At 58.5% G+C, this 21831-nt stretch carries 21 protein-coding genes; 12 read left to right on the forward strand and 9 right to left on the reverse strand.

What is annotated here, in order from left to right:
* Positions 1-23 precede the first annotated feature (23 nt).
* From BLX89_RS15390 to BLX89_RS15400, 3 genes are all read left to right on the forward strand, one after another.
* Entirely contained in the window at positions 24-1145 is a 1122-nt protein-coding gene (locus BLX89_RS15390) for an NAD(P)/FAD-dependent oxidoreductase (RefSeq protein WP_075291826.1), read from the forward strand.
* 136 nt (positions 1146-1281) lie between these two features.
* Positions 1282-1842, forward strand: a complete 561-nt coding sequence (locus tag BLX89_RS15395; protein ID WP_075291827.1) for a DJ-1/PfpI/YhbO family deglycase/protease — start codon at positions 1282-1284, stop codon at positions 1840-1842.
* Between the two features lie 33 nt (positions 1843-1875).
* Positions 1876-2379: a pyridoxamine 5'-phosphate oxidase family protein gene (locus BLX89_RS15400; protein ID WP_075291828.1), complete on the forward strand. Its 504-nt coding sequence runs from the start codon at positions 1876-1878 to the stop codon at positions 2377-2379.
* 68 nt (positions 2380-2447) lie between these two features.
* On the opposite strand, the gene BLX89_RS15405 is transcribed toward BLX89_RS15400, so the two are convergent.
* On the reverse strand, positions 2448-2930 hold the full coding sequence (locus BLX89_RS15405; RefSeq protein ID WP_245292839.1) for a flavin reductase family protein: 483 nt from the start codon (positions 2928-2930) through the stop codon (positions 2448-2450).
* Between the two features lie 316 nt (positions 2931-3246).
* Here BLX89_RS15405 and BLX89_RS24320 point away from each other — a divergent pair, with 316 nt between their 5' ends.
* Positions 3247-3429: a hypothetical protein gene (locus BLX89_RS24320; RefSeq protein ID WP_143523638.1), complete on the forward strand. Its 183-nt coding sequence runs from the start codon at positions 3247-3249 to the stop codon at positions 3427-3429.
* A gap of 66 nt (positions 3430-3495) precedes the next feature.
* Here BLX89_RS24320 and BLX89_RS15410 read toward each other — a convergent pair whose 3' ends face one another.
* From BLX89_RS15410 to BLX89_RS15420, 3 genes are all read right to left on the reverse strand, one after another.
* Positions 3496-3876: a RidA family protein gene (locus tag BLX89_RS15410; protein ID WP_075291830.1), complete on the reverse strand. Its 381-nt coding sequence runs from the start codon at positions 3874-3876 to the stop codon at positions 3496-3498.
* Between the two features lie 6 nt (positions 3877-3882).
* Positions 3883-4488 carry a 3-isopropylmalate dehydratase small subunit gene (leuD, locus tag BLX89_RS15415; protein ID WP_075291831.1) on the reverse strand — a complete coding sequence of 202 codons (606 nt, stop codon included), beginning with the start codon at positions 4486-4488 and terminating at the stop codon, positions 3883-3885.
* Between the two features lie 161 nt (positions 4489-4649).
* Positions 4650-4895, reverse strand: coding sequence for a hypothetical protein (locus BLX89_RS15420; RefSeq protein ID WP_075291965.1), 246 nt, complete (start codon positions 4893-4895; stop codon positions 4650-4652).
* A gap of 114 nt (positions 4896-5009) precedes the next feature.
* On the opposite strand from BLX89_RS15420, the gene BLX89_RS15425 reads away from it, so the two are divergent.
* Together BLX89_RS15425 and BLX89_RS15430 are read left to right on the forward strand one after the other, a co-directional pair.
* Positions 5010-5912: an HpcH/HpaI aldolase/citrate lyase family protein gene (locus BLX89_RS15425; RefSeq protein WP_075291964.1), complete on the forward strand. Its 903-nt coding sequence runs from the start codon at positions 5010-5012 to the stop codon at positions 5910-5912.
* Complete coding sequence (locus BLX89_RS15430) at positions 5909-6115, forward strand: DUF1737 domain-containing protein (RefSeq protein WP_018328399.1); 207 nt, start codon at positions 5909-5911, stop codon at positions 6113-6115. The genes BLX89_RS15425 and BLX89_RS15430 overlap by 4 nt, the downstream gene beginning before the upstream one ends.
* Positions 6116-6146: 31 nt before the next feature.
* Here BLX89_RS15430 and BLX89_RS15435 read toward each other — a convergent pair whose 3' ends face one another.
* Positions 6147-6578, reverse strand: a complete 432-nt coding sequence (locus BLX89_RS15435; protein WP_075291832.1) for a metallopeptidase family protein — start codon at positions 6576-6578, stop codon at positions 6147-6149.
* A gap of 165 nt (positions 6579-6743) precedes the next feature.
* On the opposite strand from BLX89_RS15435, the gene BLX89_RS25045 reads away from it, so the two are divergent.
* From BLX89_RS25045 to BLX89_RS15465, 6 genes are all read left to right on the forward strand, one after another.
* A complete protein-coding gene (locus BLX89_RS25045) occupies positions 6744-7661 on the forward strand; it encodes a hypothetical protein (RefSeq protein WP_075291833.1) in 918 nt (305 codons plus the stop codon).
* Positions 7558-9111: a Y-family DNA polymerase gene (locus tag BLX89_RS15445; RefSeq protein WP_280950586.1), complete on the forward strand. Its 1554-nt coding sequence runs from the start codon at positions 7558-7560 to the stop codon at positions 9109-9111. Before BLX89_RS25045 ends, BLX89_RS15445 begins: the two co-directional genes overlap by 104 nt.
* Positions 9108-12524 carry an error-prone DNA polymerase gene (locus BLX89_RS15450; RefSeq protein ID WP_075291834.1) on the forward strand — a complete coding sequence of 1139 codons (3417 nt, stop codon included), beginning with the start codon at positions 9108-9110 and terminating at the stop codon, positions 12522-12524. Before BLX89_RS15445 ends, BLX89_RS15450 begins: the two co-directional genes overlap by 4 nt.
* Positions 12525-12823: 299 nt before the next feature.
* The gene (locus BLX89_RS15455; protein WP_075291835.1) at positions 12824-13135 is read left to right on the forward strand and encodes a (2Fe-2S)-binding protein; all 312 of its coding nucleotides are present in this window, start codon (positions 12824-12826) and stop codon (positions 13133-13135) included.
* On the forward strand, positions 13101-13586 hold the full coding sequence (bfr, locus tag BLX89_RS15460) for a bacterioferritin (RefSeq protein WP_075291836.1): 486 nt from the start codon (positions 13101-13103) through the stop codon (positions 13584-13586). Before BLX89_RS15455 ends, bfr begins: the two co-directional genes overlap by 35 nt.
* Positions 13587-14002: 416 nt before the next feature.
* Positions 14003-17032, forward strand: a complete 3030-nt coding sequence (locus tag BLX89_RS15465) for a calcium-binding protein (RefSeq protein ID WP_075291837.1) — start codon at positions 14003-14005, stop codon at positions 17030-17032.
* A 68-nt stretch (positions 17033-17100) separates the two neighbouring features.
* Here BLX89_RS15465 and BLX89_RS15470 read toward each other — a convergent pair whose 3' ends face one another.
* The 4 genes from BLX89_RS15470 to BLX89_RS15485 form a co-directional block, all read right to left on the reverse strand.
* Positions 17101-17628 carry an RNA pyrophosphohydrolase gene (locus tag BLX89_RS15470; RefSeq protein WP_075291838.1) on the reverse strand — a complete coding sequence of 176 codons (528 nt, stop codon included), beginning with the start codon at positions 17626-17628 and terminating at the stop codon, positions 17101-17103.
* Between the two features lie 55 nt (positions 17629-17683).
* The gene (locus tag BLX89_RS15475; protein ID WP_075291839.1) at positions 17684-18886 is read right to left on the reverse strand and encodes a divergent polysaccharide deacetylase family protein; all 1203 of its coding nucleotides are present in this window, start codon (positions 18884-18886) and stop codon (positions 17684-17686) included.
* Between the two features lie 122 nt (positions 18887-19008).
* Entirely contained in the window at positions 19009-20331 is a 1323-nt protein-coding gene (locus BLX89_RS15480) for a S41 family peptidase (RefSeq protein WP_075291840.1), read from the reverse strand.
* The gene (locus BLX89_RS15485; protein WP_143523648.1) at positions 20321-21670 is read right to left on the reverse strand and encodes a murein hydrolase activator EnvC family protein; all 1350 of its coding nucleotides are present in this window, start codon (positions 21668-21670) and stop codon (positions 20321-20323) included. Before BLX89_RS15485 ends, BLX89_RS15480 begins: the two co-directional genes overlap by 11 nt.
* Between the last annotated feature and the right edge of the window lie 161 nt (positions 21671-21831).

Below are 21831 nucleotides of genomic sequence, written 5' to 3' on the forward strand. Positions count from 1 at the left end.
GCTTACGACAGGACGAAATGCCCATGAAAACCTATGACGTCGCCATTGTCGGCGGGGGTATTGCCGGGCTGTCGCTTGCCTATTTTCTGAGCCCGCATCGCTCTGTCGCGGTGCTGGAGCGGGAGGATGCGCTCGGCTACCACAGCACCGGCCGCTCCGCCGCCGAGTTCGTGCTGCGCTACAATGCGCCGGAAATCTGCTCGCTGGCCCGCATTGCCAAGAGCTTCTTCGATACGCCTCCATCAGGCTTTTCCGACATTCCCCTTCTAAGGCAGCGTGGCGGCGTGATGATCGCCAATGCGGAGAAGGCTGCGCGCCTTGATGAGGTCTTCCGCGAGGAACTGCCATTCACGCCGGAACTGGAACGGCTAAGCCGGCAGGACGCGCTTGATCGTGTTCCTATCCTGCGACCGGACTATGTCGAGGCCGCTTTCTACGATCCCAATTTCTGGGATATCGAGGTCGAAAGCCTGCTGCAGGGCTACACCCGTGGCGCCCGGCACAATGGCGTCGATATTCTCGAAAAGCATGAGGTCATCTCCGCCAGCCGGGAAAATGACGTCTGGATTATCGAAACCGCGAACGGAGTGGTTCGGGCCCGCACCGTCGTCAACGCCGCCGGCGGCTGGGCGGACCAGACGGCAAGCCTGTTCGGCGTCGCGCCGCTCGGCATCGTGCCGAACCGTCGCACAGCGATCACGGTCGATTTGCCCGATGGTATCGATGCGTCAGCCATGCCGGAGATCAACGAGATCGACGAGGATTTCTATATGAAGCCGGATGCAGGGCGACTTCTCGCCTCGCCGGCCGACGCCACGCCTTGCGAACCTGCAGATGTGCAGCCGGAAGAGATCGATATCGCCTGGGCGGCCCACTACATCGAGGAAGCGACGACGGTGCCGGTCAGGCGTATCTTCAAGAGCTGGGCAGGACTGCGCAGCTTCTCTCCCGACAAGCTCCCGGTCATTGGCCCTTGTCCATCGCGGCCGGATTTCTTCTGGCTCGCCGGACAAGGCGGCTTCGGTATCCTGACCTCGCCGGCACTCGGCGCGCTCGCTGCCCACCTTCTGACGAAAACCGACTTGCCAGACGATTTTGCCCGAAACGGCATCGTTAGCCACATTTTCAGCCCGACCCGGTTTTGATCTCCGACACTTGAATGGCGGCTGCCGAAGAACAGTCGTAAGGCAGATTTTTCCGTGCCGATTTCGTCGGAACGTTTGCTGCTGATCCCCGTTAACAGGGCGAACCCTCCTCCCACATCACCAAAGGAGTTGGCAAATGCCCTTCATCAACAAATCCAAAATCCTCATCCTCGCCACCGACGGCTACGAACGCTCCGAACTTCGGTTTCCGCTTGAGGAGCTCAAAAAACGTGGCGCAGAGGTGAAGATTGCCTCTATCGAGAAGCAGCCGATCAAGAGCTGGGACGAGAAAGACTGGGGCGATACCGTCGATGTCGACCTGCTGGCCACGGACGTAAAACTGGAAGATTTCGACGCGCTCGTCCTGCCTGGCGGCCAGATAAATCCCGATATTCTGCGCCACAACGATGACGCAATGCGTGTGGTCAAGGAATTCGTTGCCTCCGGCAAGGTCGTGGCCGCCATCTGCCACGCCCCATGGCTGCTGGTTGAAGCGGGTGCCCTGAAGGGTCGCAAGGCAACCTCCTACGCCTCTATCAAGACCGACCTGAAAAACGCGGGCGCCGAATGGTCGGATACTCCTGTCGTGACCGATAAGGGCATCATTACCTCCCGTTGCCCGGACGACCTGCCGGCCTTCGTCGACAAGATCGTCGAGGAAGTCGAGGAAGGCCGCCACGATCGTCGCGCTGCCTGATTCCAGCCGCTCACATTTCAGAAAGGATAGACAATGGCCGATCTTTCGAAAGCCAAGAACGACCCGCTGCAGCAGCTTTGGGATGTCGTCGAAGACGTGCACGCCGGCATGCTGGGTGTCGAGGATTCCGGACAGCACATGCAGCCAATGGCACCGTTTATCGAGAAGGAAAGCAACTCGATCTGGTTTTATACCCGCGACGACAGCGACCTCGTAAAGGCTGTCAGAACCGGAGAGCGCGCCCATTTCTGTGTGATCAGCAAGGATCACGACTATCACGCTTGCCTCGCAGGCCAGATCGACGAGGTCGAGTCCCGGGAGCACATTGATAAGTTCTGGTCACCAATGGTGGCGGCTTGGTTTGAGGGCGGCAAGGATGATCCGCGCCTGGCTATGCTGCGCCTGCGTCTTGACGACGTTGCAATCTGGGCCTCGACCAACAGCACACTGCGCTTCGGCTGGGAAATGGCGAAGGCCAATCTTACTGGCAAGGAGCCGGATGTGGGCTATCATACCCAGATTTCCCTGCCCCACTGATGATCAAAACAGAAGCCCGGCCGCGTTCTCACGGCCGGGCTTTAGCGTGCAGGAAATACCGACTGCTATCAGACGGAAAAACGGCCGTAGCCACCATTGTTATACAGAAGGGAATGTCCCTCGCCCGTGACGATCGATACGACACGACCAAGAATGATCGCGTGGCTGTGGCGCTCGATGATTTCGTCCACTTCACAATCTATAGCGGCAAGCGCGCCTCGAAGAGCGGAAGCGCCACTCGCTAACGTATACCATTCAGCACCGTCGTACCGCGCAGTCCCCTTGAGGCCGCCCTTGCCGGCAAAACGATCGGCAACATCCTGCTGCTCTGCGCTGAGGATATTGACGCAGAAATGACCGTAACGGCTGATGATGGGCCAGCTGGACGAGCTGCGATTGATATTGACGATCATGGTCGGCGGATCGACGGAAAGCGCGGTGGCGGACGTCACGGTTGCACCGGTGCGGTCTTCGCCGACACCGGCGGTTATCACCGAGACCCCGCCGGACACCCGTCGCATTGCCGACTTGAGGCTCGCCTCATCGGCCACATGGGTGAACGCGTCATTGCTTGCCTGAAGCGATGACGATAACTCTGATTTCCTCAGCAAGACATTCACTCCGCGATCTCCTCGCCGTTCATTCTTGCGGCAAATTTGCCATCGAATAAGGCAACTCCTCAAGGAAAGAAACTTCGCTCCCAATCGCTCAGGAGAATGCAAATTTCTTTCATGATAAATTTCGTGAGGACGCAGAGGACCGCCGTCGAGTAGGGCACATTTTTAATGGACTATTGACAGCGCCTCGAATTGCGGCAACTTTGTGTCATAATCATTAACGATCCGGCAAGCCGGACAGGAAAAGGGGTTGGCAATGTTCTATCACGGCGGAATGACGCTCGGCTATTTTACGCCTCCTGCGAAACCTGAAAAATCCGTGCGCATTGACAAGCAATCGACACGCAGCAACGACAGTGCCGTCGATGTCGAACCATCCCGCGCCGAGGAACTCAGCCGGGCGTTTTTGACCCCCTGGCACCTGTTTTACTGAGAACTGGCTGGAAAGGCGCGGCGCCCGTATTGCGTTCGGTGATTTCGGAGACGCGGTCCCGGAAAACTATCCCTTGAAGGCTGTGACCTCGATCTCGATCAGCATTTCCGGCTTGATGAGATCGCAGACGATCATGGTGGCGGCGGGACGAATGTCGCCGAAGGCCTCGCCGAGGATCGGGAAGACGATGTCTGCATGGGCCGCATCCGTCACATAATAGTGATTGCGCACCACATCCTTCAGCGAAAACCCGGCTTCGACAAGCGCCGCCTCTATCGTCTTCAGGCAATTGCGCGTCTGTGCCTCGATGCCCTCGGGCATGCTCATGACAGAATAATCATATCCGGTCGTGCCGGAGACGAAGCACCAGTCGCCCTGCACCACGGCACGGGAATAGCCCGCCGTCTTTTCGAACGGCGAGCCGGAGGAGATGAGCTTGCGCGGCATGAGGGCTTAAGCCCAGGGATGGGTAGCGGCGTTTGCCTTTTCGAAGCTATCGATCGAGGAGATCTTCTCCAGCGTCAGGCCGATATCGTCGAGGCCGTTCAGCATGCAGTGACGCTTGAAAGCATCGAGCTCGAAGCTGATCTTGCCGCCATCCGGGCCGGTAATTTCCAGGTTTTCCAGATCGACCGTCAGGATTGCGTTTGCGCCGCGACCCGCATCGTCCAGCAGCTTTTCAAGGTCTTCCGGGGAGACGACGACCGGCAGGATGCCGTTCTTGAAACAGTTGTTGTAAAAGATATCGGCGAAGGACGTGGAGATCACGCAACGGATTCCGAAATCGAGCAACGCCCACGGCGCATGTTCGCGTGAGGAACCGCAGCCGAAATTGTCGCCGGCAACGAGGATCTTGGCGTTCTGATAGGCCGGCTTGTTGAGGACGAAGTCTTCGTTCACCGAACCGTCTTCGTTGTAACGCGCTTCGGCGAAAAGACCCTTGCCAAGGCCGGTGCGCTTGATCGTCTTCAGGTAATCCTTCGGAATGATCATGTCCGTGTCGATGTTGACGACGGGAAGGGGCGCGGCAACGCCGGTGAGCTTGACGAACTTGTCCATGACTGTGCGCTTTCGATTCAAACGTGACACAAGAATTTGCGCCCAGCGTTTAGATCAATTTCACGCCAAAATGAAGGGGAATCTGCATCTCTGGCGAACTCAAAGGCTTGCAGCGCAAGCCTTGCCGGGAAAACACAAGGCATTCCCGGCTGGTCGACAGCTTAGAGATCGATGATCGTGCCGCGACCGTCGTTCCAGATGCGCGGCTCCCTCTGCATGCGCGGGCCTTCGGTACGCGCGGTTGCACGAACAGGCTTCGGGCTAAGGCGCGCGGAAACGGCACTCCCCACCATCAGAACAGCCACGATGCCGGCGAGCGCCAATCCGAGCGACGCCGTGAAGACGAAGGCCATCAGCGTGAACGCGATGCCTGCGGCAGTCAGGAGAAAAGAGCGAATGCTTTGCATGTTCATCACCTTTCGTTACCCGGAATGTGGGAGTGCTGCGAAGACCTTGCAAGGGGCAACGCTCGACTGCATGTCTGCCTTGCGAAAATGGCGAAAGCCGGGCACAAAAGCCGCATGAATTCTTCGTCTCACCCTGCCCGCCTTCGTCGGTCCGTGCTTTGCGTCCCTGCCGACAACGAAAGGGCGCTTTCCAAGATCGCCTCGCTTTCCTGCGACGCCGTCATCTACGATCTGGAAGACGCCATACTGACCGACAGAAAAGCCGAAGCCCGCACGATGCTGGCAAGGCATCTCGGCGAGAACCGACCGGCCGGCATCGAAATCATCATCCGCATCAACAGCTTCAGGTCTCCTTTCGGCGAAACGGATCTTGCGGAAGCGATCGGTCTGCAGCCGGATGCGATCCTGTTGCCCAAGGTGGAAAGCCCGTCGGATATCCAGAGCGTTGCCGACATTCTCTCCGAAAAGGATGCGCCCGACAGCCTGCGCCTCTGGGCGATGATCGAGACGCCCCGCGGCGTGCTCAATGCCGCCGCCATCGCTGAAACAGGCAGAACCTCCGGCGGTCGGCTCGATTGTTTTGTGCCGGGCCTTAACGATCTGCGCAAGGAAACCGGCGTTCCCGCCCTTCCCGGCCGGCCGCATCTTGTGCCTTGGCTGATGCAGATCCTGCTTTCGGCCCGCAGCTGCGGCCTGGACGTGATCGATTCCGTTTTCAACGATTTTCGCGATGCGGATGGTCTGGACGCTGAATGCCGGCAGGGCCGCGACATGGGCTTTGACGGCAAGATGCTCATTCATCCTGCCCAGATCGCCCCCGCCAACGAGGCTTTCGGCGTCTCCCCGGAAGCTGCCGCGGACGCAACCTTGATCATTGATGCCTTCGCGAAACCGGAAAACGCCGGCAAGGGTGTCATCAATCTCGATGGCCGCATGGTCGAGCGCCTGCATCTCGACCAGGCCCTGAAGACCGCCGCCAAGGCAAACGCTATTCAACGCAAGGACAAGACAGCATGAAACTCTACCGCTTCCTGACCGGCACCGACGACGCCGCCTTCTGCCATCGCGTCACCGACGCGCTGAACAAGGGCTGGTCTCTGCATGGGTCGCCGGCCCTGTCCTTCAACAGCCAGACCGGTCAGCCGATGACCGGCCAGGCGATCGTCAAGGAAGTCGAAGGCAAGGATTACCATCCGGACATGAAGCTGTCGGAGCAATAAGGCTTTGACGAAGGCGCGGGAAGCCGCGCCTTCAGCTCACATGCTCTACGCTTGCCTCGATCCGCTCCATGTCGTCGTCCGAAAGACCGAAATGGTGGCCGATCTCGTGGATCAGCACATGGGTGATGATATCGCCGAGCGTTTCGTCATTTTCCGCCCAGTAGTCGATGATCGGACGACGATAGAGCGTGATCCTGTTTGGCATTTCACCGGTTTCCATACTGAACCGCTCGGTGATGCCGCGCCCCTCGAAAAGCCCTAGAAGATCGAAGGGCGTTTCCAGCGCCATGTCTTCGAAGACATCGTCGGTTGGAAAATCCTCGATCTGGATGATGAGATTGGTGGCAAGCGCACGAAACTCTTCTGGCAGATGGCTGTAAGCCTCCAGTGTGAGCGATTCAAAGGTGCTGATCGTCGGCGCGTGTCGTTCTCGCCAATCGCCGGTCTGGTCTATCTGGGCCATGGATACTCCTTAAGCCTTTCATATAGCATTTTGCCCGGCTTTTTCGAGGGCAGAGACCCGTCCTTGCCTCAAAGGAATAAATTCATAAGATTCAGCCGTTGACTCTTTTGAGCAGCTCTGGAATCTATAAGAACATAACAGGAACAACGTGAGCTGGAGAACGTCATGGTTGGCTCGGCCATGGCGCGTGAGCGCCTTTTTGCGCTCCGTGAAACAATCGCACGGCTGGAAGGCAAGACGACGCCCGACCTGTCGGAGAAGTCGCTTCACGATCGGGAAGAGGTGGCATTGCATCACTTAAGCCTTGGCATCGGCGCTTTCGATGACGCGCTTGGTGGGGGTTTGCCGCTGTGGGGCTTGAGTGAAATTCGTTGCCGCCTGCTTGCCGATGCAGGAGCCGCAAGTGGTTTTGCCACGGCCCTCGCGATCCGCATACAGGCGGAGCAAAAACTACGGTCAGACCGGCCGTATCAGCCAGTTCTCTGGATTGGCGATACGGTGGGAATGATGGAAGCAGGCCTTCCCCATGCCATCGGCCTCATGCATTTCGGACTTGCACGCCGCGGCTTTTTTCATGCAGCGCCCCGCAAATTGGAAGATGCGCTCTGGCTCGCAGAAAGCGCCGTCGATAGCGGCGCCTTCTGCGTCATCATCTTCGAAGTCAGGGGCAATCCCACCCATTTCGGCCTGACGGAAAGCCGCCGCCTGAACCTCAGGGCCAAGGCCGCAGGCAAGCCGCTTTTGCTTCTCCGGGAGGGCGGCGAGGAAGAAGCAAGCAGCGCCATCTGCCGCTTTCTTGCCGAACCCTCCCCCGCCCGGCCCCGCAATTTGCCAGATGGCTCGCCGCTCGAAGGCAGCATCGGCAATCCCGTTTTCCGCCTGACGCTCGAAAAAAGCCGAAGCCCGGCTCCCTTGTCCCTTCTTCTGGAGTGGAACGCCCATGAACGCCGATTTATTTCTCTCCAGCAACCGCGGCCGGATGAAAAGCCTGCGCATTCTGGCGCTCGGCTTCCCGCATCTGCCGACGGACCGAATCGCGCGCAGCAAATGGGGGCCGTCCTGGCGTTCGACCGGGCGTCCTGAGGGGCCGGCCATCGCCTGCGTCGGCCGCCATGACAATACGCTGCGCCTGACAGCCCTCGACGAACAAGCCGACGCTATCGGATTGCGCCGGCATCAGGGTCTGACGGAAGCGCGTGCCCTCTACCCGCAACTGGAAATTTTCGAGGAGTATCCGGCGAAGGATCGTGAGCTGCTCTGCGCCATCGCCGACTGGTGCGATCGCTACACACCGCTCGTCGCGGAAGATGGAAAGGACGGCCTTTTTCTCGACATCACCGGCTGCACGCATCTCTTTGGTGGCGAGGAGGCTTTGCTGCACGATATTCTTTCGCGTCTTTTTCGGATGGGGTTTGACGTGCGCGGTGCGATTGCCTCGTCGCCGGCGCTCGCTTGGGCTGCTGCTCACTTCGGCCGCGGCGGGGTGATTGACCATGAGCAAGGTCGCGATGTGCTGCTTCCGCTTCCCATCCAGGCGCTACGGCTCGAAACACAGCTCGTCTCTTCTCTGAGCAAGCTTGGCCTGAAACGCATCCGTGATCTTGCCGCAGCGCCGCGGGCACCGCTTGCACGCCGTTTTGGCGTCAAGCTGATGCAGCGGCTCGATCAGGCCCTCGGCTATGAGGAAGAACCGATTTCGCCACGACGCCCCATTGCCAGCCTTTCAGCGGAACGACGCCTTGCCGAACCGATTGCCTCTGAAGAGGATATTCTTCATGTCGCAGGCCGACTTGCCGCATCCCTGAAACCCGGATTGGAAGCGCGCGGCGCGGGCGGCCGCCTGTTCGAACTCGTGCTGTTTCGCGTCGATGGCAAGGTGCTGCGCCTTGCTGTCGGCGCGTCCCAACCCTTGCGCGATCCCCAAAGGATCAGCCGGCTCTTCTCGGAGCGATTGGCCGCTGTCCATGACGATCTGGACGCTGGCTTTGGCTTCGAGATTCTCCGCCTGAACGTACTGAATCATGAAGATTTCAACGCACGACAGGGAGATTTTGCCGGCAAGGGAGAAAGCGAAACATCGCTTCCCGATTTTATCGACAAGGTCGCGGCCCGGTTGGGCCCGGATTGCCTGAACGGCTTTGTCCTTCGAGAAAGCCACATTCCGGAAAAAGCGGTTCTGACAGTGCCGGCCACACATCATGTCGGCTCTGGAAAGAGCGCAGATGCAGCCCTTCCCGTCACGGACCGGCCGCTCAGGCTCCTCAAGCGCCCCGAACCGATGGAAGCCTTTACCAGCGAGGTGCCCGATGGTCCGCCCGGCAGCTTTCGCTGGCGGCGGGCGCTGCACCGCACGGCTCGCAGCGAAGGTCCGGAGCGGATCGAGCCTGAATGGTGGAACAGCCTCGAGGGCGAGCGTGTGCGCGATTATTTCCGTGTCGAGGACGAGCAAGGCTATCGTTTCTGGATTTACCGCGAAGGGTTTTATGGCAGCCACCCGCCGCCGCGCTGGTTCGTCCATGGGCTTTTCGCATGAGTGCCGCTGTCGCGTATTGCGAGATCGGCGCTCGCACCAATTTTTCTTTCCTTGAAGGCGCTTCCCGCCCGGAGGAGATGGTGGTTGCGGCCTCTCTGCTCGGTCTTTCCGGCCTCGGCATCGCCGACCGCAACTCGGTCGCCGGCGTCGTGCGGGCGTGGCGGCAAATGAAAGAGCTTGAGGAAAAATACAGAAATCCTGAAGCCCGCAGCGAAAAGGAGAAGAGGGAAGGCCCGCCCATCAAACCGATTGGCCAGTTCCAGCCCGGCGCTCGGCTGGTCTTCTGCGACAGCACCCCAGATATTCTTGCCTTTCCCCAGGACCGACGCGGATGGGGCAATCTCTGCCGGCTGCTCAGTGCCGGGAACCTGCGGGCCGAAAAAGGCTCCTGCATCCTGTATATTGCAGATATTCTTGAATGGGGCGACGGGATCCTGTTGGCCGTCGCCCCCCATGCGACCATGGTGCTGGAGAAAACAGGTTTCGAAGACTTGGAGGATCGCGTCGGTCAAATCCGCAAACGCTTTCCGAAGACCCTCTGGGTGGCCCTGTCACCAGCCTATGATGGCCGCGATACCCTGGTTTTTGCTCATCTTGCGCAGCTGGCGGATAAACATCGCCTGCCGTTGATCGCCACCAACCTGCCTCTGCATCACGGCCCGGAGCGCCGTCCTCTTTCCGATATCGTGACTGCCATCCGCGAAGGGGTGACGATCGCCAAGGCCGGTTTTCTCCTCTCGGCCAACGCCGAGCGACACCTGAAACAGGGCAGGGAGATGGCCCGCCTCCTTCGTCACTATCCCCAAGCAATTGCCAATACTCAAAAATTCTTTAGCCAGCTTTCGTTTAACCTGAAGGAGATCAGCCACAACTACCCGGACGAGAGCATCGACGGCGAGCATCCGTTCGAAACTCTCAAACGCTTTACCTATGAGGGCGCGGCCAGGCGCTACCCCACAGGCATCAAAGGAACGGTGCTCGCTCAGATGAGATATGAGCTCGACCTGATCCGGAGGAAGGATTACGCACCCTACTTCCTGACCGTCTACAGGATCGTCCAGCATGCCCGCTACAAGCTCGACATCCTCTGCCAGGGACGTGGATCCGCAGCAAATTCGGTGATCTGCTACTGCCTGGAAATCACGGAGGTCGATCCCAGCAAAAGCACGCTGCTTTTCGATCGCTTCCTGTCCATGGATCGCGACGAGCCGCCCGATATCGACGTTGATTTCGAACACGAACGGCGCGAAGAGGTCATCCAGTTCATCTATGAAACATACGGAATTGCCCATGCCGGCCTGACGGCGGGCGTGACCACCTATCGCAGCCGTTCGGCCGGCCGTGAGGTCGCCAAGGCCTTCGACCTTTCCGAAGATGTGCAGTCGGCGATTTCCCATGCCGTCAGCGGCTGGTGGACGAAGGAACTGACGGACGAGGATGCGCGCGCTGCCGGATTGGACATCAGCGATCCAACGACAAAAAACGTGCTGCATTACGCGACGACCTTGATGGGCTTTCCCCGTCACCTGACCCAGCATGTCGGTGGTTTCGTCATCACCCGCGACCGGCTGGACGAAGTGGTGCCGATCATGAAGACGGCGATGCCGGGCCGCTACATGATCGAATGGGACAAGGACGATCTCGACAGCGTCAATATCCTGAAAATCGACATCCTGGCCTTGGGCATGCTGACCTGCATGCGCAAGGCCTTCAAAATGCTGGAAACGCATTACGGGGTCCAAAAAACGCTTGCCGATCTCGGCAACGCCACGCATCCGGACGAAAAGGATGTCTACGACATGATCTGTCGGGCCGATACGATCGGCGTGTTCCAGATCGAAAGCCGCGCTCAGATGAGCATGTTGCCAAGGCTCCGGCCGCGGAAATTCTACGATCTCGTGATCGAGGTGGCGATCGTCCGGCCGGGGCCGATCCAGGGAAACATGGTTCATCCCTATCTCAAGCAACGCGAGGCGGAGCGAAAGCCAGGATACAGGATTTCCTTCCCGAACGAAGAGCTGCGCCCCATTCTGGCAAGAACATTGGGCGTTCCTCTGTTTCAGGAACAGGCGATGCAGATTGCCATCACGGCGGCGAAGTTTTCTCCTTCCAAGGCCGATAAACTGCGCCGGTCCATGGCCACATTCAAGAGAACCGGAACCATCGACAGTTTTCGCGAAGATATGGTCGATGGCATGATCAAGCGTGGATACGCACGCGATTTCGCCGAACGCTGTTTTAAGCAGATCGAAGGTTTTGGCGAATACGGCTTTCCCGAAAGCCACGCCCAATCTTTCGCCCTTCTGGTCTACGCCTCATGCTGGGTGAAAGCCTATTATCCGGATGTTTTCTGTGCGGCGCTTTTGAACTCCCAGCCCATGGGCTTTTATCCGCCGGCCCAGCTCGTGCGGGATGCGCGCGAACATGGCGTGGAGATAAGGCCGGTCGACGTCAATTTTTCAAACTGGGATACTCGTCTGGAAGACGGCACTTTTAACCCCCGAATGATCGATCGCCGGCACGAGCAGATGAAAACGGTCATTCGCACCCGTCATGCCCTGCGTCTCGGTTTCCATCAGGTCAGCGGCCTTTCGCAAACGGATATGAACAGGCTCGTTGCCTGCCGGGGTGCCGGCTATAGGTCGATCCGTGAACTCTGGCTGCGATCTGGGCTGGAAAGGGCTGCCATCGAACGTCTGGCCGATGCCGACGCTTTCCAGTCCCTCGGCCTCTCCCGGCGCGAGGCGCTTTGGGCTGTCCGGGCACTGGATGGGAAAAGTGCGGCAGAAAAACTGCCGCTCTTTGACATGGTGGCCCATGAAAATCTCCAGCACGAGCCGGAAACGATTCTCCCCGCGATGCCTCTTGGTGAAGAGGTCATCGAGGACTATCGCCATCTTTCGCTTTCGCTCAAGGCACACCCCGTTTCGTTTCTACGCGGCAAACTCTCGCAAATGGGTATCGTGCCGAGCCGGGATCTGCTCAACGTCCCCAACGGACGCCGTGTAACGATCTCAGGCATTGTTCTGGTGCGCCAACGCCCCGGCTCCGCAAACGGCGTGATTTTCATGACCCTGGAAGACGAGACCGGTATCGCCAATGCCATTGTCTGGCCGGCAATCTTCACGCGTTACAGGACGATTGTGCTGGGCGCACGTTTGGTGAGAATCTATGGCAAGCTTCAAAGCAAGGACGGCGTGATCCATGTCGTTGCCGAACATCTGGAGGACCTCACGCCCATGCTGAGCCTGCTGCTTGACCCCTCTCCCGTTCGAGAGGGAACCCCTTCCCTTGAGACCAATCGATCAGGAGCCCCTGGAAGCCCATCCGCGGGACATGAGAAACGAACGGCCCGAATCATCGCTCAAGATGCGCCAGCCGCTGTCATGCCTAGAGGGCGAAATTTCCATTGAGCCCGCATTGCGCAAGCACTCACATGGCTACGGACACGATAATTATGCACTGGAAAGGTCATCTGTAACAAAAAGTGTAAAAATTTTTCGGATCAAAAAATGGTGACTCAAAACCGGATTCAAGGTTACACGCTCATGTTAGAGAACCCTAAGCAAATGAAAATACGATGTTTTTTATCAAGTTTAGAATTCATCTAAACAATCTGATGGTGAAACCGGCACAGCTTTTTAGTTGACAGTAAATGTCCGCTTTTGCTTTATGAAAAAATTCAGTGCTTTGCGTATGACGGGCAGACGTGATGCTGGTTTGCAGCTGTAATTTCATCAGCGAAAAAGAGATCGAGGACACTATCATCAGCCTTCTGGATGAAGACTGTTGGCAGTTGATCGTGCCGGCGAAAGTCTACCACGCGATGGAAAAACGCGGCCGTTGCTGCGGCTGTTTCCCCAATGTCGTCGATATCATCATCCGCACAACCGAACGGTATCACGCCGACCGCGACTCGACGGATGCTGAAATATTTGATTTCATGAGCCGCCTCAAAAAATTCCATGAAGAAAACAGGAGAGCGGACATTGAAAGGCGACAAAAAAGTCATCGAGCAGCTTAACGAAGCGCTCTATCTCGAACTCGGTGCGGTCAACCAATACTGGCTTCATTATCGCCTTCTCGACGACTGGGGTTATACGCTGCTCGCCAAGAAGGAACGCGCCGAATCGATCGAGGAAATGCAGCACGCCGACAAGCTGGTTTCCCGCATCATTTTCCTCGAAGGACACCCGAACCTGCAGACGGTCGCACCGTTGCGCATCGGCCAGAACGTCAAGGAAGTTCTGGAAGCCGACCTTGCCGGCGAATACGACGCCCGCAAGGCCTATAAGAAATCCCGCGACATCTGTCACGACGCCGGGGACTACGTCTCCATGAAGCTTTTCGAAGAGCTGCTGATGGATGAGGAAGGTCATATCGACTTTCTCGAAACACAGCTGGAGCTCTTAAATTCCATCGGTGTGGAGAAATACGGCCAGCTCAATTCGGCACCGGCCAACGAAGCGGAATAACCGAATCCCCATGTGATACCAAACCCGCCCGATCATCTCGCGGCGGGTTTTTTCATGCCTATAGTTTGCTCTGAGAGCTTGTAGAGGCTTGTCCGCATTCGTGAGCGCGCACGATCGAAAACATCAATCGCGCGTATGTCCGGCTCGACATTTCCGTTGTTCCCGCCGGAACATAAACAGCGGCCCAACCCGATATACCCATGGGCATCCGATTGAAAAGGCTGGATGACCCGCCTTTCGAACCGGATCGGCAATCGAAGGAATCCGTCATGGATGGAACAATCTAGTCCGCTCTGCACCTGAACCGGTGCAATCGCGTCCAGCGCTTATTCCAAACAACGCGAACACCTTGCCGCAGACCTTTCCCGGCCTGCGAACGATGGCCGCATGTCTGCAATCAACCCAGGAGACAAAAAATGGGTACGATAATGGGTACGCCAAACGCCGACACACTGATCGGCAGCGATCTCGAAAACGATTTCATCATGGCCATGGCCGGCAACGACAAGATCAATGGCGGCATGGCGAGCGACACGATTCTCGCCGGTGAAGGCGACGATACGGCCGATGGTTCATTCCAGAATGACTCGATCTTCGGCGACGAGGGTAACGACACGCTGAACGGTAACAGCGGCAGCGATATGCTGACCGGCGGCACCGGCAAGGACAAGCTGAACGGCGGCAGCGGCGGTGACACGCTCACGGCCGGTACGATGGCCGAAGCGTCCGGGGATATCGCCGATGGCGGTTCGGGTATCGACCGCCTGGCGATCGATTATTCCGAATCGACGGCGAAACTCGACATCACCATCAAGGACTGGATTACGCCCCAGACCCTGACGGGAGCAGTTCAAGCCAGGAATGTTGAAGCCTTCCAGATCACAGGCAGCAATCTGGACGACAAGATCATCGGCGGAAACTATGCCGACCTCTTCATCGGTGGTGGCGGACATGACACCCTCTCCGGGGGCCGCGGCAACGACATGCTCCTGGGCGGCACCGGCAATGACAAGCTCTATGGCGGTTACGGCGTCGATTACATCTCGGGAGACGAGGGTGACGACACCGTCTACGGCGACAAGGGTATGGACTTCCTCAACGGCGGCATCGGCAACGACAAGCTTTACGGGGGAGACGACTTCGACTGGATCAACGGCGACGACGGCAATGATACGCTCTCCGGCGGCAATGGTGGCGATACGCTGAACGGCGGAAGCGGAAAAGACAATCTCTCCGGCGGCGCAGACGGCGACTACCTCAATGGCGGCACGGGTGATGACATCGTTGACGGCGGGTCCGGTGACGACAGCATCACCTATGTCTACGGCGACGGGAAGGATGTCATCACCGACTCCAGCGGCAGCGATCGGCTCATCCTGAAAAACCTTACCGGAAATTTCACCGCGAAAGCCGCAACCGAGACGAACACCATCTTGGGCGGAACGACCGTGAAAGGCTTCGAGCATTACACCATCGAGGCCAGCGGAACGGGGAAAAACGTCATCAAGACCCTCTCAGGCAATGACGAAATCAATGTCGGGGCAGGGGACGACACCGTCGATAGCGGCTCTGGAAACGACAGGGTCAACACCGGACTGGGCAAGGACAGTGTTGTTGCCGGAAGTGGCAATGATTACGTCACTCTCGGTGATGGTGGCGTCGACAAGGCCGATGGCGGCACGGACACGGACACGGTTGCCGTTGATCGTCGCTCCGCGACGACGGCTCAGACCTTCAGTGCAACCGGCGCGACCGCGACCATCAGCGATGGCACCAGCCTCAAGAACTTCGAGCACTATGTCGTCTCCTTCGGCAAGGGCAACGACGTCGTGAAGTCCGTTGGTTCGGCCAAAAGCGTGGAGTTCTATGGTTACGACGGCAACGACACGCTGATCGGAACCATCGGCAACGACAAGCTGGATGGCGGCGCCGGCAATGACAGCCTGAAGTCCGGTGACGGTAACGACAGCATCTACGACAACGGCGGAACGAATACGATCGATGCCGGCAAGGGCAACGACCTCGTTTTCGTTGGCGACGCCTATATCAGCAATGCAATCGGGAACTACACGGTCAGCCTTGGCGATGGAAACGACAACTTCTACCGCTCAGCTTCAACCGGCAAGCTGGCGCTCGATGGTGGCACCGGCACCGATTTTGCCAGCATCGACTTCAGCAAATATACGAAGGATATCACTTTCAAGCTTTCGCCATCGGTAACCTCCACCAATGCACCGGTTACCGTCAAAAACGTCGAACGCGTTGCACTGACCGGCGGCACCGGAAATGACACGTTCACCGGAGGCAGTCTCAGCGATGACCTTCGCGGCGGCGCTGGGAATGACACGCTTTCGGGCGGCGGCGGCAATGACCACATCCTCGGTGGAGTGGGCAACGATACCTTGCGCGGCGGAGATGGCGATGACGACATCTATGCCGATGGTCCGAAGCTATACGGCGGTAAGGACACGGTTTACGCCGAGGCTGGAAACGATACCGTGTCTATGGGTATCGGCGACAAGGCCGATGGCGGCACGGGCACGGACCGGATCGTCATCGACGCGGGTGATCAGACAAAGGACATCAGCTTCGTCTTTTCAACCGCCAGCGTGACGGTGGACAGCGGCACCTCGTTCAAGGCCTTCGAAGCGCTCGACTATTACGGCAGCAAGGGCAAGGATACGGTTACCGGCAGCGGCCTTGATGACGTGCTTTCCGGCAATGCTGGCAACGACGTCCTGCGTGGCGGCAATGGCAATGACGAGCTTGAGGATGGAAACGGAAGCGATCAGTTGTTCGGCGATGCCGGAAACGAGGCACTTCTGCGCACAGACGCTCTCGGCAAGGATGTCTTCGATGGCGGCTCGGGAGTGGATACGCTTTCCTTCAGGCCCGGGGCTACATCCGTCGTCATCGACCTCATGACCCAGAGCAAAAACAAGGGCATGGCCCTTGGCCTCACGGTCAAGAATGTCGAGATCATCAATGGCAGCGTCAATGATGACGACATCAGGGGCGATGCCGGGAATAACGTCTTCAACGGCGGCGATGCTGACGACATGCTTGACGGTCGTGACGGCAATGACACCCTGAACGGCGGTGGCGGTGACGACTGGCTGACCGGCGGCAAAGGGAATGACAAATTCGTCTTCGATCTTTCCGGCCGGGATGGCGAGGGCGACGTCATTACCGACTTCACCCGCGGTCAGGACAAACTGGTCATCGACAAGGGTGACTACGGCATCGCTCTTGGCGACAGCACCGTCACGCTCGTCGTCGGCGCAGACCCGGTGGCGACGAGCACGAAGGGCACGTTTCTCTTCGAAAGCGACAATGGCCGCCTGTGGTTCGACGCCGACGGCAAGGGCGCGGATGCGGACCTTGAGCTCGTCGCCATTCTGCAGAACGTGAAGACGCTTTCTACGGGCGACTTCAGCTTTATCTGATATTGCCGGAAAAAGGACGCCGCGTCGCTCAGACGCGGCGTTTGATTGTCGCACATTGCCAAGAGCGCTCAGGCTGCCAGGTGGGCGAAGGCTGCAACCACCTGGTCATAGACATTGCGCTTGAACGGCACGATCAGGTCCGGCAGATCCTGCATCGGTTTCCACGCCCACGCATCGAATTCCGCCTCATGTCCTCCCGGCGGCGGATCGATCGCGATCTCGCTTTCGGGGCCTTCAAAACGAAACGCGAACCACCGCTGGGTCTGCCCGCGATATTTGCCCTTGAGGCCGATCCCGATGAGGTGATCCGGGAGATCGTAATTGATCCAGCCCGGCGCTTCTGCCAGCAAGGAGACGCTCGTCATGCCGGTCTCTTCATACAATTCCCGATACGCGGCCTTCAGCGGGTCCTCGCCCTTGTCGATCCCGCCCTGCGGCATCTGCCAAAGTTGCGGCGAGCCGTCATATTCCGAGTTACCGATTGCAATGCGACGACCAGCCCAGACAAGTCCCTCGCGGTTCAGCACCATGACGCCGACACAGGGGCGATAGGGCAAATCCTCGGCCTTGAGTGCCTTTTTTTCGTCCTTGGCCATGCCTGCTTATCCTATTGTTCCCGCTTCGGCCTAAAGCCGCATAGACGGGCTTATCCTATTGTTGTTGCGGATCTTTGACGAGGGCTGAGACGCCGACAAATTCGATCCCACGCCCGGAAGCTTCATCCACCCAGCTTGCGATTGCACCGACGCTTTCATCGAATGCCGAAGCCACCCCGATCGCCTGTCCGTTTCGTCGGGCAATCCGTTCGAGTTCGTCGAGTTTCTTCAGAATTACATTTTTGTCGAGCTGGTCGTCGAGCACCAGATCGGCAAACCCCTGAGGGACATCCAGCGCCTCCGCAAGTGTTCCGGACAACGACTGCGCCGAGGTGCTATCGTCCAGAAAAAGGAGACCGCGCTTGGAAAGATCACGCATGATCGGCTCGAAAGCATCCGCATCCGACAGGAAACGGCCACCCAGGAAGTTCATGACACCGGTATAGTTGGTGATCTCCGCAAGCGACTGATGCAGCAGGGAAAGATTCTTTTTTGCGCCCGCATCGACTGTCAGGGTCAAAGGACCGGGGTCGTTGGATGGATAATCGAACGGCTCGAATGGAATCTGCAGCAGGATTTCATGCCCTGAACGACGCGCTTCCTGCATCCAGCGCTGCAGGCTGTTTCCTGAAGAGGCAAACGCCAACGTCACCTCAGGCTGCAAGATCCGGATGGCACTTTGCGTCCCGGTCTGGCTCAATCCGAGACCGCCGACCACAAGCGCAATCTTTACGCCCCGCGATCCAGACGACGGGCGCGCGTACTGATCCATGGGCCGCGTCCCGTCCGGCCCGATAATGGGAAGGCGGCCCTGGGGGCTGTCTTCCAACAACGCATCGTTCGGAATCGCCGCCATACGCGGGTCTTGCCCCTTGGCACCCTGGACTTGGATAAAGGCAGGTCCGTCGCCGTCTCGTTGTTTCGGAGAAAACTTCGTGACGACGTTACCATTGTCGGTCAACGTCTCCTCGACATGGGCGCCTGATAGGCCGCCGCTGGTCTTTTGACCATGACGGGACGCAACAGCGGTGTCCTGCTCGGTTTTGTTGTCGGGTTGCGCAGCATCCGCGGCGACCGGATTTTCCGTCTCGACCTGTCGCAATCCAGAAGGGGAAAGCGCGATCCAGGCCGATACACCGATCAGAAGCAGGACGCTGAGAAAACCGAAAATCCGGACAAGCGATAAATACGACTGCGATGCACCCGGCCGGCGCGGCTTGCGGTTTTGACCAAGAGGCGCGTTGAGATCCGTTCCCAAGAGTGAACCTATCGACCGGGATAAGGCGGCAGACCATCTGCGCCCTCTTTAAGAATCAGCCGCCCGGCCATGAAGACCGGGCGAGCATAATGATCAGAGCCTTTAAAGCGCTGGAAGCCGGATCAGGGTTTCAATTCCGCCTTTTCCGGATTGGCCGGGAAAGCGGGGTCCGTCTTCTTGCCGCGCAGGAGATCAAGAGCGTAGTTGAGCTGAATATCGTCCTTTGGTTCCGGCGGCACGTAGGCAACCGAGCCGGAACCTTCTTCCGTCTCGTTCTGGCCTTGGATGTGGCCACGCAGACTCGACTCGCTGGTTGCTTCCACCTTCCCAAGCAGTTCCGGCGGCAGAGGCTGCTCTACCTTGATGTCAGGCGAGATGCCCGTGCCTTGGATCGACTTGCCTGACGGCGTGTAATAGAGCGCGGTCGTCAAACGCAACGCACCGGCTTCTCCGAGAGGGATGATCGTCTGGACAGAACCCTTGCCGAAGGAACGGGTACCCAGCACCGTCGCACGCTTCAGGTCTTGAAGGGCACCGGCGACGATTTCCGACGCGGAGGCAGAACCACCGTTGACGAGAACGATGACCGGCTTGCCGTCCGTCAGATCGCCTGGCGTCGCGTTGAAGCGACGGGTTTCGTCGGCATTGCGGCCGCGCGTCGAAACGACTTCGCCGCGATCCAGAAACGCATCCGAAACATTGATGGCCTGATCGAGCAGACCGCCGGGGTTGAGACGCAGGTCGAGCACATAGCCCTTCAGCTTGTCGGCCGGAACCTGTGTCTTGATCTTCTCGATTGCAGTCTTCAGGTCGTCGAAGGTCTTCTCCGTAAAGGAAATAACGCGGACATAGCCGACATCATCCTCTGCGCGGAACTTCACGGCGCGAACTGCGATGATGTCGCGGACGATGGTGAGGTCGATTGGCTTCTCCGCACCCTTGCGCAGGATGGTAAGCTTGATCGGTTTGCCGACTTCGCCGCGCATCTTGTCGACTGCTTCTTCCAGCTTCAGGCCGCGAACATCCTGGCCGTCGATCTTGGAGATGAAATCGCCGGCAAGAACGCCAGCGCGGGCAGCGGGCGTGTCGTCGATCGGGCTGGTGACCTTAACGAGGTCGTCTTCCATCGTGACTTCAATACCGAGACCGCCGAACTCGCCCTTGGTCTGGGTGCGCATGTCTTCGGCGTCAGTCGAGTTCATGTAGCTCGAATGGGGATCGAGCGACGAGAGCATGCCGTTGATCGCATTCTCGATCAGCTTTTCGTCCTGCGGCGGCGTGACGTACTGGGCGCGAACGCGCTCGAAAACGTCGCCGAAAATCGCCAGCTCGCGATAGGTCGACGGATTGGCGGCCACGGCCGGAATGGTGGCCGAATAGACCACGCCCATGGCGGTCGCACCCATCAGTGCCCCGACCAGAACAAGTGATGCCCTACGAATCATTGCGTGCCTTTCCGGTGTCTTGAGCGGTCCACCAAGGTCGGGAATCAACCGGTTTTCCATCTTTTCTGAATTCAATGTAAAGCGTTGGCCGATCCGTTTCCAGCGCCAATGCGGTTGCACTTGCCACTCTTTTTGCCCCCATGACGGCAAGGGGCTCGCCGGCGACGACGAACTGGCCCTGCTGCACGTTGACGCCATCCATTCCCGACAGAACGACATGGTAGCCGTCCCCGGGATTAAGAATGATCATCTGGCCATAGCTGCGGAATGCCCCCGCAAATACGATCCAGCCGTCCGATGGTGCGGTCACGACGGCGCCCGCATCCGTTTCGAGCATCATGCCCTGAAGACTGTGCCCCGTGCCGTCCGCATCGCCAAACCTGCGCACCGGCTTGCCGGCGGCTGGAAAGGCGAGCTTTTTCTGTAAATCGGAAAAAGCATATGCAGGCGCAATGCGGTTTTTGTCAGGCACTGAGTTGCGCGCGAGTTCACGTGCCGCCTCCCGCTGCGCCTCAGACATCTGCCGCTGCCGTTCGGCTTCCGCCCGGGCAGCCTCAGCTGCCTGTTTTACCGAGGAAATCTCTGTTTCGAGCGAGCCGATCAGGCCTTCGAGGCTGGTCGCCCGGGCTGCCAGTTCTTCCGCTTTTTGGCGCTCGGCCAGCAGCTCGGCTGCGTTTTTATCACGAAGTCTTGACTTCTCGGCCACCAGAAGTGACATGCGCCGCTCTTCTTCCATCCGGGCGGTCATATCGTTGGTCAAAGACTGCTTCTGGGCCGCGATATCGGCCCGCAAGGACGACAGTGCCTTCAGGTCCGCAGCAAGGTTTTCAGTCTCTTTTCGGATGCCGGGGACCACCGCGCCGAGAAGAATGGCGCTTCGGACGGAACCGAGCGCATCCTCAGGGGAAACCAGAAGCGCCGGAGGCGGATTGCGCCCCATGCGCTGCAGAGCGGCCAGAACCTCCGCAAGCACCCCGCGTCTTGCGCGAAGCGACGTGTGGACCGCATCTTCCTTGGTCCTTAGATCGTTGAGCTTTGCCTCACCGTCGACAATCTGTTGCTCGAGGGCCTTGCGCTTGCTTGCGGATTCGACAACCGCGGTCCGCAAATTTTCGCTGGTCTTCTCCAGATCAGCAATGCCTTGCTCAAGACTTTGAGCTTTTTCCTTGGAGAGACTGATGGACTTCGAAAGGGCGTCAAGCTCGCTTCGCGTCTTGTCTCGCCGCGCCGTCAGTTCTGCTTCGGGAGCCGGTTGCGTCTCTTGCACAGCCGGGACAGAATCCTGTGCCCACGCACCAGCAGAAAAATGAGCAGTAACGAAAAATGCGGACGCTGCCATGAGCACACGAATACCCTGGCCGATCGCCGAGATCGCCCCTGTCTGATTGACAGCCTTGCTCTTGATTTTTCCCATGCCGCCTGTTGCCGCACCCCTTACCGCGCGAATCTAAGCTGATTTGGCGCGGTCGCCAACAGCAATCGCCCTCAATTGCGGCGGCC

The sequence above is a fragment of the Pararhizobium arenae genome (genome assembly GCF_001931685.1).
Lineage (GTDB): Bacteria > Pseudomonadota > Alphaproteobacteria > Rhizobiales > Rhizobiaceae > Pararhizobium > Pararhizobium arenae.